Here is a 12977-nt window from a genome sequence, read left to right as displayed (position 1 = left end):
TATGCCTGATCTTCTGATCGAACTTTTCTCCGAGGAAATCCCCGCCCGCATGCAGCATCGCGCGGCAGAGGACCTCAAGACCAAGATGACCAACGGGCTGGTCGAGGCGGGGCTGACCTATGCCCATGCACAGGCCTTCTCGACCCCGCGGCGTCTGACGCTGGCGCTTGAAGGGGTTTTGGCAGAAAGCCCGACCGTCACCGAGGAGCGCAAGGGCCCCCGTGTCGATGCGCCGGAAAAGGCGATTGAAGGCTTCCTCCGCGGGGCCGGAGTTTCCCGTGAAGACCTTGAAATCAGGGATGAAAAGAAGGGTCAGGTCTATTTCGCCAAGATCACCAAACCGGGCCGCCCGGCAGGTGAGATCGTGGCCCAAGTGCTGGAAGACACGGTGCGCAATTTCCCATGGCCCAAGTCCATGCGTTGGGGCGCGGGCAGCCTGCGGTGGGTGCGGCCCTTGCATTCGATCCTGTGCATTCTCACTGATGACGCGGGCGAGGCGACGGTGGTGGACCTTGATATTGATGGCATCAAAGCCAGCAACACCACCCAAGGCCACCGGTTCATGGGCAAGGGGCGCTTTGCCGTCACCGGGTTCGAGGATTATCAAGCCAAGTTGAAGCGTGACTTCGTGATCCTTGACCCGCAGGAACGGGCCGATCACATCTGGCAGGACGCGACCAATCAGGCCTTCGCCGCCGGGTTGGAAGTTGTTGAAGACAAAGGGCTTTTGGCCGAAGTGGCGGGGCTGGTGGAATGGCCCGTGGTCCTGATGGGCGAGATTGGCGAGGAGTTTCTGGAACTTCCGCCAGAGGTGCTGCAAACCTCGATGAAAGAGCATCAGAAGTTTTTCTCGGTCAGGAACCCCAAAACGGGCCGGATCGAACGTTTTGTCACGGTCGCCAATATCGAAACCGAAGATCACGGCGCGACCATTCTGGCGGGCAATCAGAAGGTTCTGTCGGCGCGTCTGGCGGATGCAAAATTCTTTTGGGAGAATGACTTACGCGAAGCCAAGGCCGGTATGCAGGCTTGGATCGACCAGCTTGATAACGTCACCTTCGAGCGGCAGTTGGGCACCCAAGCGGCACGGATTTCGCGGATCGCGGCACTGGCGCGGGAGATTGCGCCGAAGGTGGGGGCCGATGCCGATCTGGCCGAGCAGGCCGCACGGGTTGCCAAGGCCGACCTGAGTTCCGAGATGGTCTATGAATTCCCGGAATTACAAGGACTTATGGGGCGTTACTATGCCGAGGCGGCGGGTCTGCCCGCCGAAGTTGCTGCCGCTTGCGAGGAGCATTATTCGCCGCTCGGGCCGTCCGATGCGGTGCCCGAGGCGCCGGTTTCCCTGACCGTTGCTCTGGCCGACAAGATCGACACGCTGACCGGATTTTGGGCGATAAATCAAAAGCCTACGGGATCGAAAGACCCCTTTGCCCTGCGTCGTGCGGCCTTGGGGGTGATCCGCATCGTGTTGGACAATGGCCTTCGGGTGCATCTGGACCGCTTTATCGATAGCCAATTACTGCGCCACAAGATCAGCCTGAACCGCAAAAAAGCCAGCGAAGGCGAGATCGACACTTTGGAAGAAGTACTTGATCAGATTGGAGAATTTGGCGTTTTCGGGGCGGCGTTCCGGGCCGTGGTGGACAAGCTGCAAGACGGTGATGGCGCGCCGGACACCAGCGACGGGAGTCTGCTGCGCACCGTGGGCGACCTGGTGCCGGATCTGAGTACCGATTTGCTGGCCTTCTTCCATGATCGGTTGAAGGTTTACCTTAAAGATCAAGGGCTTAAGTATGATGTGATCGACGCTTGCCTGATGCTGGATGGCGGCGATGATCTGTGGCTCATTGCCACCCGGGCGAAAGCCCTCAGCGAGATTTTGAAGACCGAGGACGGGGAAAACCTTGTTCAGGGGTTCAAGCGGGCCAACAATATCCTGACGCAGGCCGAGGAAAAAGATGGCGTCGAATACTCCTTCGGGCCTGATGTGAAATACGCGGAAGTCCCTGAAGAAAAAGAGCTTTTTGCCGCACTCGAGGCCGCCGAGGCGGATATCGCAAAGGCCAACACATCCGAGGATTTCACCGCCGCGATGGAGGCAATGGCGAAATTGCGCGCGCCCATAGACGCCTTCTTCGAGGCGGTGCAAGTGAACACCGAAAAGGATGTCGTACGTCGTAACCGGCTGAACTTGCTTGGGAAAATCCGCGACATCTGCCTTCAGGCGGCGGATTTGACCAAGCTGGAGGGGTAGGCCCCGGAATTTTCGTACGACTCGTACGAACACACCCCGGGTTTCGTACGAAAAACTGGGGATACTGTGTGGGGAGCGTACGACTCGTACGAAATACGGGGCCATGGCGGGGTAATCTGCGGCGCTCTTCCCCTTGCCTTGTGCCGCACCGGGCGTATGCTGCACCTGAACAACACAGGTGCCGCAGTGCAGCATAACCAAGAGCATATCACCCTGATCACCCCCGATGCACCCTTGACCACCGAAACGCATGGTGGGCGGGCGAAGTGTTTGCAACGTCTGGTGCGGCTGGACCTGCCCGTTCCCCGGACGGTGGCCCTGTCGTTCGAGGCGGTGCATCGCATCGCGGCCGGGGAGGCCCCGGATATGGGCGATCTGGTGCGCGGTTTCGGGGATGAGCCGCTGTTGTGCGTGCGCCCTTCGTCGGAAGACCCCGATTGGGGTGGTCCGGGGGCGGTTCTGAACATCGGGATGAACGATGCCAGCTATGTCGTCCTGAGCGATCGGATCGGCAAGGCGTCCGCCGCTGAACTTTACATGCGGTTCGTGCAATCCTTTGCCATTCACGTCGCACGGCTTGATCCGGATATGTTCGATGATGTGTCCGAAGACCCTGTTGCAGGTCTGGGCCAAGCCCTGCGCGCCTATGAAGAGGAAACCGAGGAGCCCTTTCCGCAGGATACCGCGGTGCAGCTTCTTGAAGTGCTGCGCTCCATGGCGCGGGCATGGGAAGGCACAACGGCGCGGCTGTTGCGGCAGGCCAAGGGCGCGCCGGTGGATGCGGGCCTTGGGCTGGTGGTGCAGGAGATGGCCTATGGTCTGGGCACGGGCGAATGCGGCTCGGGCGTGATGCAACTGGTCAACAGTACCACGGGCGCGCGGCAAATCACCGGGCGTTACCTGAGCCAGAGCCAGGGGCGCGAGGCCCTGAGCCAGGGGGCGGATTCGCTCTATCTGGAGCGTGACCCGCGCGGGCCGTCGTTGGAGGAACTGGCGCCGGAGGCCTTCGCGAAGCTCAAGGACTACCTGTATATCATGCGCGAGAAGCTGCGCGCCGAGATGCAGGCCGAATTCACCATCGAGAATGGCGAGGTTTACCTGTTGGACGGGGTGCGCGTGGCGCGGAATGCTCGCTCGGCGGTGGCGATTTCGGTGGCCTTGGCCGAGGATGGGATCATCCCCCGCGAAGAGGCGCTGATGCGGGTGGAGCCGCGCGCCCTGAATGAATTGCTGCACCGGCAGGTCGACCCGGAGGCGCCGCGCGACGTGCTGGCGCGCGGGATTGCGGCCAGCCCCGGCGCGGCCAGTGGCAAGATCGTTTTCACCGCGAACGAGGCGCAGGCGGCCGAGGCGCGCGGCGAGGCCTGTATCCTTGTCCGGCGCGAGACCAGCCCCGAGGATATTCGCGGGATGCATGCCGCCGCCGCCATCCTGACCGAGCGGGGCGGCATGACCAGCCACGCGGCGGTGATCGGGCGGGGGATCGGCCTGCCTTGCGTGGTCGGGGCCTCGGATATCGAGTTTCGAAGCAAGCAGCGGCAGTTGGCCTTTCCCGACGGGCGTATCCTGTCGGAAGGGGATGTCATCACCATCGACGGCAACAGCGGCGAGGTTCTGGCCGGGGAGCCGCCGATGTTGGAAGCGGCCCGCGACGAAAGCTTCCAGACCTTGATGAACTGGGCCGATGACATTCGTGACATCGCGGTGCGGGCCAATGCCGACACCCCCGCCGATGCCAAGGTGGCGCGGAATTTCCGGGCGCAGGGGATCGGGCTGTGCCGGACCGAGCATATGTTCTTTGAACTGGACCGCCTGACGCCCATGCGCGAAATGATCTTTGCCGATTCAAGCGAGGATCGCGCGGCGGCGCTGGAGGTGTTGTTGCCGATGCAGCGGGCCGATTTCATTGACCTGTTCCGCATCATGCAGGGACAGCCGGTGTGCATTCGCCTGTTTGACCCGCCGTTGCACGAATTCCTGCCCACGGACCGGGCCGGGATGCTGGAACTGGCCGAGGCGCTGGACCTGCCCTTGTCGGATGTGACCCGGCGGGTCGAGGCGCTGGGCGAATATAACCCGATGCTGGGGATGCGCGGGGTGCGCTTGGGCATTACCGTGCCCGAGATTTACGACATGCAGGCGCGGGCGATTTTCGAGGCCACCATCGAGGCCAGCCACGAGGGCGCCCCGGTGGTGCCCGAGGTCATGATCCCGCTGGTCTCGGCCTGTCGCGAGGTGGAGCTGGTCAAGGGCCGGATCGATGCGGTAGCCGCCGCCGTGCGGGCCGAAACGGGCGAGGATTTCACCTATCGCCTTGGGGTGATGGTGGAAACGCCGCGCGCGGCCCTGCGCGCCGACGAGATCGCGCCGCAGGTGGCGTTCCTGTCGTTCGGCACCAACGACCTGACGCAGATGACCTATGGTCTGAGCCGCGATGACGCCGGGCGTTTTATGTCGGATTACGTGCAGCAGGGGGTCTACCCGGAAGACCCGTTCCATACGCTGGATGTGGAGGGCGTGGGGGAACTTCTGCGGATCGGGGCCGAACGCGGCCGAAGTGCGCAAAATGACCTTGTGCTGTCCATCTGTGGCGAGCATGGTGGCAATCCCGAATCAATCGCGTTCTGTCGCGAAGCCGGGTTTGACTATGTCAGTTGCTCGCCTTTCCGGGTTCCGGTGGCGCGACTTGCTGCCGCACAGCTGGCGGTGAAAGACAGGATCGGGTAGGGGCTGCCCCGGTTTCGACAACATCCGGTATGCCAAAAGGCGGCCGCCGTTGTCGTTTGTTGCGTGGCGGGTCTTTGCCGACCCGGCAAGCTAGACTCGGGCCCATCGAATGTTATATCCACGCCGGAATGCCAAGGGGGCGGATGCCCTGTCAAACCGCAAGGAGGGTGGCATGTTGAGATTTGCGATGGCGATTCTGGTGGCCCTGACGGGGCCTGCCGTGGCCGAACCCCCGGTAAAGCAACTGGTCGAAGAAGAGGCGCGCGCGCTGTCCTCGATCTCGCAGAACCGGCTGTTGAGCTACCTGCAACGCCCCGAGGTGGGCCTGACCTATAGCCGGGCGTGGCTGGATGCGCAGCCCAAGACATCGGGTGGCGCGCAGTGGCAATGCCTGACCGAGGCGCTGTATTTCGAGGCCCGCGGTGAAACCGTCAAGGGACAGTTCGCCGTGGCCGAGGTGATCATGAATCGTGTCGACAGCGCCGAGTTTCCCAACAGTGTCTGTGGTGTGGTCAACCAGGGGACGGGCCGCAAGTACCAGTGCCAGTTCACCTATACCTGTGATGGTCACAAGGAAGTGGTCGCCGAGCCGCGCGCCTTTGCCCGCGTGGGCAAGGTGGCCAAGATGATGATCAAGGGGGCCGACCGCCCGCTGACCAAGGGGGCCACGCATTATCATACCCGCGCGGTGAACCCGCGCTGGGCGCGTGTCTTCCCGCGCACGGCCACCATCGGCGTGCATCATTTCTACAAGATGCCGACCCGCCTGTCGCAGAACTGAGGTCTGCGCGAGATTCCGGTTGACTCGGGCGCGCGCAGCTTTAAAAGGCAGGCTTCATGACGAATTTCACGGGGCAGAGGGCCATGTGCGCCGCCCCGGTGCAGGAGAAGACCAATGGCGAAGCCGACGACCATCAAGATCCGTCTGAACTCGACCGCGGGCACGGGCCATTTCTACGTGACCAAGAAAAACGCACGCACCATGACCGAGAAGATGGTCGTTCGCAAGTACGACCCGGTCGCGCGCAAGCACGTCGAGTACAAGGAAGGCAAGATCAAGTAAGATCTGCCCTTTCGGGATGCTTTTGCAGGGCCGCACCTTCGGGCGCGGCCTTTTGCGTGCGTCCGTGCAGGCGCGGGCGACCTGTTTGACAAGCCTGTGCGCCCCGGGCCATCTGGGCGCGGAAACGCGATATTCGGAGGGCAGAACATGCGGCTGGCACAGCGGATCAAAGGGCTGACAGGTGGCGGATCGGACGGCTGGGACGTCTACTACAAGGCCAATGCCATGGATGCGGCGGGCCATGACATCACCCATCTGACCATCGGGGAACACGACATCGGCACCGATCGCAGCATCCTTGACGCGATGCATGACGCAACCCTTGCCGGGATCACCGGCTATTCCGCCTTCAACGGCATCAAGGGCCTGCGCGAACGCGTGGCGGCGCGGGTGACCGAGCGGACCGGCGTGCCCACCACGCCCGATAACGTGCTGGTCGTGCCCGGCGGGCAGGCGGGGCTGTTCACCGCCCATCACGCCGCCTGTGACGAGGGCGACACCGCGCTGTTCATCGACCCCTATTACGCCACCTATCCCGGCACCATCCGGGGTGTCGGCGCACGGCCCCATGCCATTGAGGCCCGCCCCGAGCGCGCCTTTCAACCCGACCCGGCAGAGGTGGCCGAGGCCGCCCCGGGCGCGCGGAGCCTGCTGATCAACACGCCGAACAACCCCACCGGCGTGAACTATACCCGCGAGACACTGGACGGGCTGGCCGATGTCTGCCGGGCGCATGATCTGTGGATGATCTCGGACGAGGTTTACGACACGCAGGTCTGGGACGGAGACCATATCACCCCGCGCAGCCTTGAGGGTATGGCCGACCGGACGCTTGTCATCGGCTCATTGTCGAAAAGCCACGCCATGACCGGAAGTCGCATCGGCTGGGTCGTCGGGCCGGAGAAGGCGATCACCCATATGTCGAACCTTGCCACCCATACCACCTATGGCGTGGCCGGTTTCATTCAGGAGGCCGCCTGTTTCGCGCTGGACCAAGGGCCGGAGTTCGAGGCGAAGATCGCCGAACCCTTCGAGCGCCGCCGCGATCTGGTTCTGGGTCTCTTGAAGGGGCAGGACGTGGTGCGCCCGATCCCCGCGGCGGGGGCGATGTACGTCATGCTGGATATCCGCGCCACGGGCCTGTCGGGCGAAGACTTCGCCTTGCGCCTGCTGGATCAGCACCACGTAGCCGTGATGCCCGGCGAAAGCTTCGGCAAGGCGGCGGCGGGCCATGTCCGCGCGGCCCTGACCGTCGAGGACAGCCGCCTTGAAGCGGCACTGCGGCAATTGCTGGAAACGGCGCAATCTTTGGTGGCGCCGGCGACGGTCTGAGGGCTGTTTGCGACACGAGTCGCGATTGAGACAGACGGACGCAGGAGAATCAGCTTTGATCGGGCCACTCAGGGAGGAGGGCCCGGCCATGATGCCGAGCTGCAAACACGTTCTGATCATCAGGACCATTGGCGCCGCGCGGGGGCGCGCGGCACGGGGGCGGCCAGCCATCAGGTGATGTGTTTCACCTCATGGCCAAACCCCATCCAAAGGACCCAATCAATGAACCAGATGACCTCGCGCCGCTCCGGCGGGCGCGCGGCCCGGCGTGCCAGCCGTGCCGCCCCGCTTGACGACACCCTGCGCCCCGTCCGCCCCGGCATGGAGGGTGGCACGCTCAACGTGCTGACCCCGGCCCAGATCGAAAAAATCCATGCCGCCGCGCTGGAGGCACTTGACCAGATCGGCCTTGCCGATGCCCCGCAAAGCGGCATTGATTACATGACTGCCGCTGGGGCGACGCTTGGCGGTGATGGACGGCTGCGCTTTCCCCGTGCGCTTGTCGAGGACACGCTGGCGCGGGCCAATCGCGGCATCACCCTGCATGGCCGTGACCCGGCGCATGATCTGCGCCTTTCCGGCACCCGCGTGCATTACGGTACGGCGGGGGCGGCGGTGCATATGGTCGATATCGAGGGAAAGCAATATCGCGACAGCACCCTGCAAGACCTGCATGATGCCGCCCGCATTGCCGAGACGCTGGAGAACATCCATTTCCTGCAACGCCCCATGGTCGCCCGCGATATCGAGGACACCTGCGAGATGGAGGTGAACTCGGTCTATGCCTGTTGCGCGGGCACCACCAAGCACGTCGGCACCTCCTTCAGCGACCCGGCCCATGCGCGCGAGGGGATCAGGCTTTTGCACATGATCGCGGGCGGGGAGGGGGCGTGGCGCGACCGGCCTTTCGTCAGCAATTCCAATTGCTTCGTCGTGCCGCCGATGAAATTCGCCACCGAATCCTGCCAGGTGATGGAGGCCTGCATCGAGGGCGGCATGCCGGTGCTTTTGCTCTCGGCGGGCATGGCCGGGGCCACCGCGCCTTCCACCGTGGCCGGGGCCATCGTGCAGGCCGTGGCGGAATGCCTGGCCGGGTTGGTTTATGTCAATGCCGTCTCGCCCGGGCATCCGGCGATCTTCGGCACATGGCCCTTCGGCCTTGATCTGCGGACCGGGGCAATGACCGGCGGCTCGGGCGAACAGGCGCTTCTTTCGGCGGGATGCGCCCAGATGCACCGCTTCTACGACCTGCCCGGCGGGGCGGTGGGCGGTATCGCCGACAGCAAGCTGCCCGACATGCAGGCCGGGTGGGAAGCGATGTGCTCGAACGTCATGGCGGGGCTGTCGGGCCTAAACATGGTCTACGAAGCGGCGGGGATGCATGCCTCGCTTCTGGGGTTTTGCCACGAAAGCCTGATCCTGGGCGATGATATGATCGGGCAGGCGCTGCGCTGTGTCCGGGGCATCGAGGTGGACGACGAAACCCTCGCGCTCGACCAGATGCGCGAGGTTTGCCTTGGCGGCCCGGGTCATTACCTCGGCACCGCGGCCACGCTGGGCCGGATGCAGGCCGATCACGTCTACCCGTCACTGGGTGACCGCACCAGCCCCAAGGAATGGGCCGAAAACGGCAAGCCCGATCTGGTGGACAAGGCCCGCGCCCGGAAGGAGGCGATCCTTGCCACCCCGTCCGCCGCCCGGTTCAACCCGATGCTGGATGCGGAAATCCGAAAGGCCTTCAAGATCCACCTGCCGATGTGATCCCTCATCCTTTTTCATCTTTCCAAAAATACTCTGGGGGAGGCGCCCGCAGGGCGTCGGGGGCAAGGCCCCCAATCTTCCCCGGGATGTCACATCGCACCGCCGATCCGGCCCACAAGTGCCGCGCAATCCACCGCCTGGATGGCCCCTGCCGTGCGTCCGCGCTGACCTGCCAGTCGCGTGGCGACATAGCCCTCGGCCACCTCTGCGGGGGCATGGCGGATCAGCACCGAGGCGGTCAGCAGCGTGGCGAGGCTTTCGGCATACCATCGCGCCGCGCCTTCCTCGGGCAGTTTTGGGAACCGCTCCATATGTGCCTTGAGCGCGGCATCGTAGCCGCGGTATTGCCCCGAGGCCGCGCCCAGTTCCGTACTCAGCCGCTCCCCGGCCAGCGGTTCGCGCCGCAGGGTGCGCAGGATATCAAGGCAGATCACGTTGCCCGAGCCTTCCCAGATCGAGTTGAGCGGCGCCTCGCGGTAGAGCAGCGGCAGGGGCGTGTCCTCGACATAGCCCATGCCGCCGATGGCCTCCATCGCCTCGTAAACCAGCCCGGGGCAGAGCTTGTTGCCAAGGTATTTCGCCAGCGCCACGGCAAGGCGGGCATAGGCGCGGTCCCCCTCGGATTTGCCATCGAAGGTATGGGCGACATGCAGGCCAAGCGCCAGCGTGCCTTCCCAGTCCAGCGCCAGGTCGGCCAGCACGCTTTGCATCAAGGGCTGGTCGGTCAGTTGTTTCTGGAATGTCGTGCGGTGGCTGGCCCAGTGGTGGGCGTGTCCGAGGGCGGCCCGCATCAGCCCCGCCGGGGCCATGGCGGTATCCAGCCGCGTGTGGTGCACCATTTCGATGATCGTGCGGATGCCCGCGCCTTCCTCTCCGAGGCGATGGGCAAGGGCGCCTGCGAATTCGATCTCGGCGCTGGCATTGGCGCGATTGCCCAGCTTGTCCTTGAGGCGTTGAATCTGGACCGCGTTCCGCTCGCCCTCCAGCCAGCGGGGGACAAGGAAACAGGTCAGGCCCGTGTCGGTCTGGGCCAGTGTCAGCAATCCGTCTGACATCGGCGCCGAGCAGAACCATTTATGCCCGGTCAGGCGGTAGGCGTCACCATCGGCCTCGGCCCGGGTGGTATTGGCCCGCACGTCGGACCCGCCCTGTTTTTCGGTCATCGCCATGCCCATGGTGGCGCCGGGCTTGTGCGCCAAGGGTAGAACGGCGCCGTCATAGGCCCGCGCGGTCAGTTTCGGCACCCATTCGCCAAAGAGCCGCTCATCGGCGCGCAGGGCGGGCACGGAGGCATATGTCATGGTCATCGGGCAGCACACGCCCGGTTCCACTTGGCTCATGAGGTAAACCATCGCGGCATGTGTGGCGTGGCCGCCCTTTGCCCCTTCCCACGGGAGCGCGGCATAGCCCGCCTTGATGCCTTCGCCCAGAAGTTGGTGATAGGCAGGGTGAAAGCGCACCTCGTCGAGCCGCCGGCCCCCGGCGTCGAAAAGCACGGCCTCGGGCCTCTGCCGGTTGGCCTCGCGGCCCGCTGTGCGCATCTCCTCGGTGCCGATCCGCGCGCCGAAACGGGCGAGGGTTTCGCCATCCGCCCCCGCCGCTGCGGCGTGATCGCGAAGGGGGGAATCGCCTGCCCAGAGGTCCAGATCGCCGGGGGTGGGCGGCTGGTTGCCGACCTCGTGGGTGGCCAGTCGGGTGCGGGGCGGCAGATGTGGCATGGGCGACTCTCCTTTACCGCGAAATGTAGCGCGGCAAGCAATTGAAGGGAAAGGGGGATTCACATTGCGAATCACTTGTGGCATTCTGGGGCCTGACTGCCCGTCAGAGGCGGCGCATGAGGCAAAGACAGGCAAAGCAGATGACATCCCGCAAGCGGCCCGCCTTGGGCGTTCTGATCTATTCCGTCGTGGCCTTCGGGCTTTGTGCCTATTTCACCTTTGCCGCCGTGCAGGGGGATTATGGGTTGTTCCGCCGCGCCGAGATCGACGCCCAGAACCGCGAATTAGCCGAGCAGTTGGCAACCTTGGAAAACAAGGTTGCGCGGATGGAGAATCTGACGCATCGCTTGTCGGATAGCTACCTTGATCTGGACCTGTTGGACCAACAGGCGCGCGATGTGCTGGGCCTGCTGCGCGCCGACGAGATCGTGATCCGGTAAGGCCGCTCCATATTCCTTGATGGCCTGCAACCCCCTTGCGTGGGGCGGCTTGCGCGCGTATCGTCCCGCCATGACCAGAACCTGCATCATCATTTGCTGCATTACCCACTGAGACAACTCAGGCGGGCTGGTCTTCTATTCCATCCATGACATGAAGTTGCTAAAGCCCGCCGCAGGGAAGCTGCGCGCGCGAGGGCCTTATGACGACGATCAAACTGCACAACACCAAGACCCGCAAGAAAGAGGTCTTTCAGCCGCTCGATCCAGACAATGTGCGCATGTATGTCTGCGGCCCCACGGTTTACGACCGGGCGCATCTGGGCAATGCGCGTCCGGTGATCGTCTTTGACGTGCTGTTCCGGTTGCTCAGGCATGTCTATGGGCCGGATCATGTGACCTATGTGCGCAACTTCACCGACGTGGATGACAAGATCAACGCGCGGGCCATCGAGAACGTGGGCGAGGGCGGCGATGTGAACGCCGAGATCGCCCGGATCACCGAGATGACGACGCAGTGGTTTCTGGACGATATGGGCGCGCTTGGGGCCTTGGAACCCACGCAGATGCCGCGCGCCACGCAGTATATCGGCCAGATGATCGAGATGATCGAGAAGCTGATTGCCGATGGCCACGCCTATGCGGCCGAGGGGCATGTGCTGTTCTCGGTGGAAAGCTACAAGAAATACGGTGCTTTGTCGGGCCGGTCGGTCGATGACATGATCGCCGGGGCGCGGGTCGAGGTGGCGCCTTACAAACGCAACCCGATGGATTTCGTGCTGTGGAAACCGTCGAGTGACGACCTGCCGGGGTGGGATAGCCCATGGGGCCGCGGGCGGCCCGGCTGGCATATCGAATGTTCGGCAATGTCCTATGAGTTGTTGGGCGAAAGCTTCGACATCCACGGCGGCGGCAACGACCTGATGTTCCCGCACCACGAAAACGAGATCGCGCAAAGCTGCTGCGCCCATCCCGAAGGGGGCTTTGCGCAGGTCTGGATGCACAACGAGATGTTGCAGGTGGAGGGCAAGAAGATGTCCAAATCCTTGGGCAACTTCTTTACCGTGCATGATTTACTGGAACAGGGATACCCGGGCGAGGTGATCCGGTTCGTGTTTTTGAGCACGCATTATCGGAAGCCGATGGATTGGACGGCGGAGAAGGCGCGGGAGGCTGAGGCGACGTTGCGCAAGTGGATGGCGTATAGTCAGGATTTCCGCCCCGGCCACCCTGATGAGCAGGTGGTTGAGGCCTTGGCAGATGATTTAAATACGCCCAAGGCTATTTCCCGGCTTCATGAGCTTGCAGGGAAGGGGGACTACGAAGCCCTTTATGGTTCTCTTGCATTCATCGGTATAGACCCGCCCGAGTTTTACAAGTGGGTGGAAATGCAATCTGCCAATTTGCGTGAGACAGCAGATAGCGGACTTATCTCTGATTGGGAGCTGAAACTTCTCAATGCCCGCCAAGCAGCCATGGACACCAAGGATTTCTCAGAAGTGGATCGGCTAAAGGCTGTCTTGGTCGAAGCAGGCGTCGAGGTGCGGATGAGCAAGGAGGGGGTGGAGCTCATCCCCGGCGCGGGGTTCGATCCTGCGAAGTTGGAGGGGTTGGGATGAAGTTGAGGACCCTCACCGCCAAGCCGCGCTGTTGGAGTGAGGGGCCAGCCCCTCACACTCCCC

At 63.5% G+C, this 12977-nt stretch carries 9 protein-coding genes; 8 read left to right on the top strand and 1 reads right to left on the bottom strand.

Going from position 1 to position 12977, the window contains the following annotated elements; all coding sequences use genetic code 11:
* Nucleotide 1 precedes the first annotated feature (1 nt).
* The 6 genes from glyS to FDP25_RS03255 all read left to right on the top strand — a co-directional run bounded on the left by glyS (nucleotide 2) and on the right by FDP25_RS03255 (nucleotide 9140).
* Nucleotides 2–2257 carry a glycine--tRNA ligase subunit beta gene (glyS, locus tag FDP25_RS03280; RefSeq protein WP_154148900.1) on the top strand — a complete coding sequence of 752 codons (2256 nt, stop codon included), beginning with the start codon at nucleotides 2–4 and terminating at the stop codon, nucleotides 2255–2257.
* Nucleotides 2258–2413: 156 nt separating this feature from the next.
* On the top strand, nucleotides 2414–4984 hold the full coding sequence (locus FDP25_RS03275) for a putative PEP-binding protein (RefSeq protein ID WP_154148898.1): 2571 nt from the start codon (nucleotides 2414–2416) through the stop codon (nucleotides 4982–4984).
* Between the two features lie 172 nt (nucleotides 4985–5156).
* Nucleotides 5157–5765 (top strand): cell wall hydrolase, encoded by a 609-nt coding sequence (locus tag FDP25_RS03270; RefSeq protein ID WP_154148896.1) that lies wholly within the window; start codon nucleotides 5157–5159, stop codon nucleotides 5763–5765.
* Between the two features lie 114 nt (nucleotides 5766–5879).
* On the top strand, nucleotides 5880–6047 hold the full coding sequence (gene rpmG, locus FDP25_RS03265) for a 50S ribosomal protein L33 (RefSeq protein ID WP_039682682.1): 168 nt from the start codon (nucleotides 5880–5882) through the stop codon (nucleotides 6045–6047).
* 147 nt (nucleotides 6048–6194) lie between these two features.
* Complete coding sequence (locus FDP25_RS03260; RefSeq protein ID WP_154148894.1) at nucleotides 6195–7379, top strand: pyridoxal phosphate-dependent aminotransferase; 1185 nt, start codon at nucleotides 6195–6197, stop codon at nucleotides 7377–7379.
* A 222-nt stretch (nucleotides 7380–7601) separates the two neighbouring features.
* Nucleotides 7602–9140 carry a trimethylamine methyltransferase family protein gene (locus FDP25_RS03255; RefSeq protein WP_154148892.1) on the top strand — a complete coding sequence of 513 codons (1539 nt, stop codon included), beginning with the start codon at nucleotides 7602–7604 and terminating at the stop codon, nucleotides 9138–9140.
* A gap of 89 nt (nucleotides 9141–9229) precedes the next feature.
* Here the strand turns inward: FDP25_RS03255 and FDP25_RS03250 are convergent, their stop codons facing one another.
* Nucleotides 9230–10858, bottom strand: a complete 1629-nt coding sequence (locus tag FDP25_RS03250; RefSeq protein WP_154148890.1) for an acyl-CoA dehydrogenase family protein — start codon at nucleotides 10856–10858, stop codon at nucleotides 9230–9232.
* Nucleotides 10859–10998: 140 nt separating this feature from the next.
* Here FDP25_RS03250 and FDP25_RS03245 point away from each other — a divergent pair, with 140 nt between their 5' ends.
* Nucleotides 10999–11298, top strand: coding sequence for an FtsB family cell division protein (locus FDP25_RS03245; RefSeq protein WP_154148888.1), 300 nt, complete (start codon nucleotides 10999–11001; stop codon nucleotides 11296–11298).
* A gap of 200 nt (nucleotides 11299–11498) precedes the next feature.
* Complete coding sequence (cysS, locus tag FDP25_RS03240; protein ID WP_154148886.1) at nucleotides 11499–12914, top strand: cysteine--tRNA ligase; 1416 nt, start codon at nucleotides 11499–11501, stop codon at nucleotides 12912–12914.
* Nucleotides 12915–12977 lie beyond the last annotated feature (63 nt).

This window comes from Roseovarius bejariae (assembly GCF_009669325.1).
GTDB classification, from domain to species: Bacteria; Pseudomonadota; Alphaproteobacteria; order Rhodobacterales; family Rhodobacteraceae; genus Roseovarius; species Roseovarius bejariae.
Note: the sequence above shows the minus strand (reverse complement) of the source record. Positions and strands in the feature narration are given on the sequence as shown.

Excerpts from the sequence above, each read along its gene's own strand:
- FDP25_RS03270 (WP_154148896.1), top strand. The coding sequence starts at position 5,157 with ATGTTGAGATTTGCGATGGCGATTCTGGTGGCCCTGACGGGGCCTGCC.
- FDP25_RS03255 (WP_154148892.1), top strand. The coding sequence starts at position 7,602 with ATGAACCAGATGACCTCGCGCCGCTCCGGCGGGCGCGCGGCCCGGCGT.
- cysS (WP_154148886.1), top strand. The coding sequence starts at position 11,499 with ATGACGACGATCAAACTGCACAACACCAAGACCCGCAAGAAAGAGGTC.
- FDP25_RS03275 (WP_154148898.1), top strand. The coding sequence starts at position 2,414 with ATGCTGCACCTGAACAACACAGGTGCCGCAGTGCAGCATAACCAAGAG.
- FDP25_RS03250 (WP_154148890.1), bottom strand. The coding sequence starts at position 10,858 with ATGCCACATCTGCCGCCCCGCACCCGACTGGCCACCCACGAGGTCGGC.
- FDP25_RS03260 (WP_154148894.1), top strand. The coding sequence starts at position 6,195 with ATGCGGCTGGCACAGCGGATCAAAGGGCTGACAGGTGGCGGATCGGAC.
- FDP25_RS03245 (WP_154148888.1), top strand. The coding sequence starts at position 10,999 with ATGACATCCCGCAAGCGGCCCGCCTTGGGCGTTCTGATCTATTCCGTC.
- glyS (WP_154148900.1), top strand. The coding sequence starts at position 2 with ATGCCTGATCTTCTGATCGAACTTTTCTCCGAGGAAATCCCCGCCCGC.
- rpmG (WP_039682682.1), top strand. The coding sequence starts at position 5,880 with ATGGCGAAGCCGACGACCATCAAGATCCGTCTGAACTCGACCGCGGGC.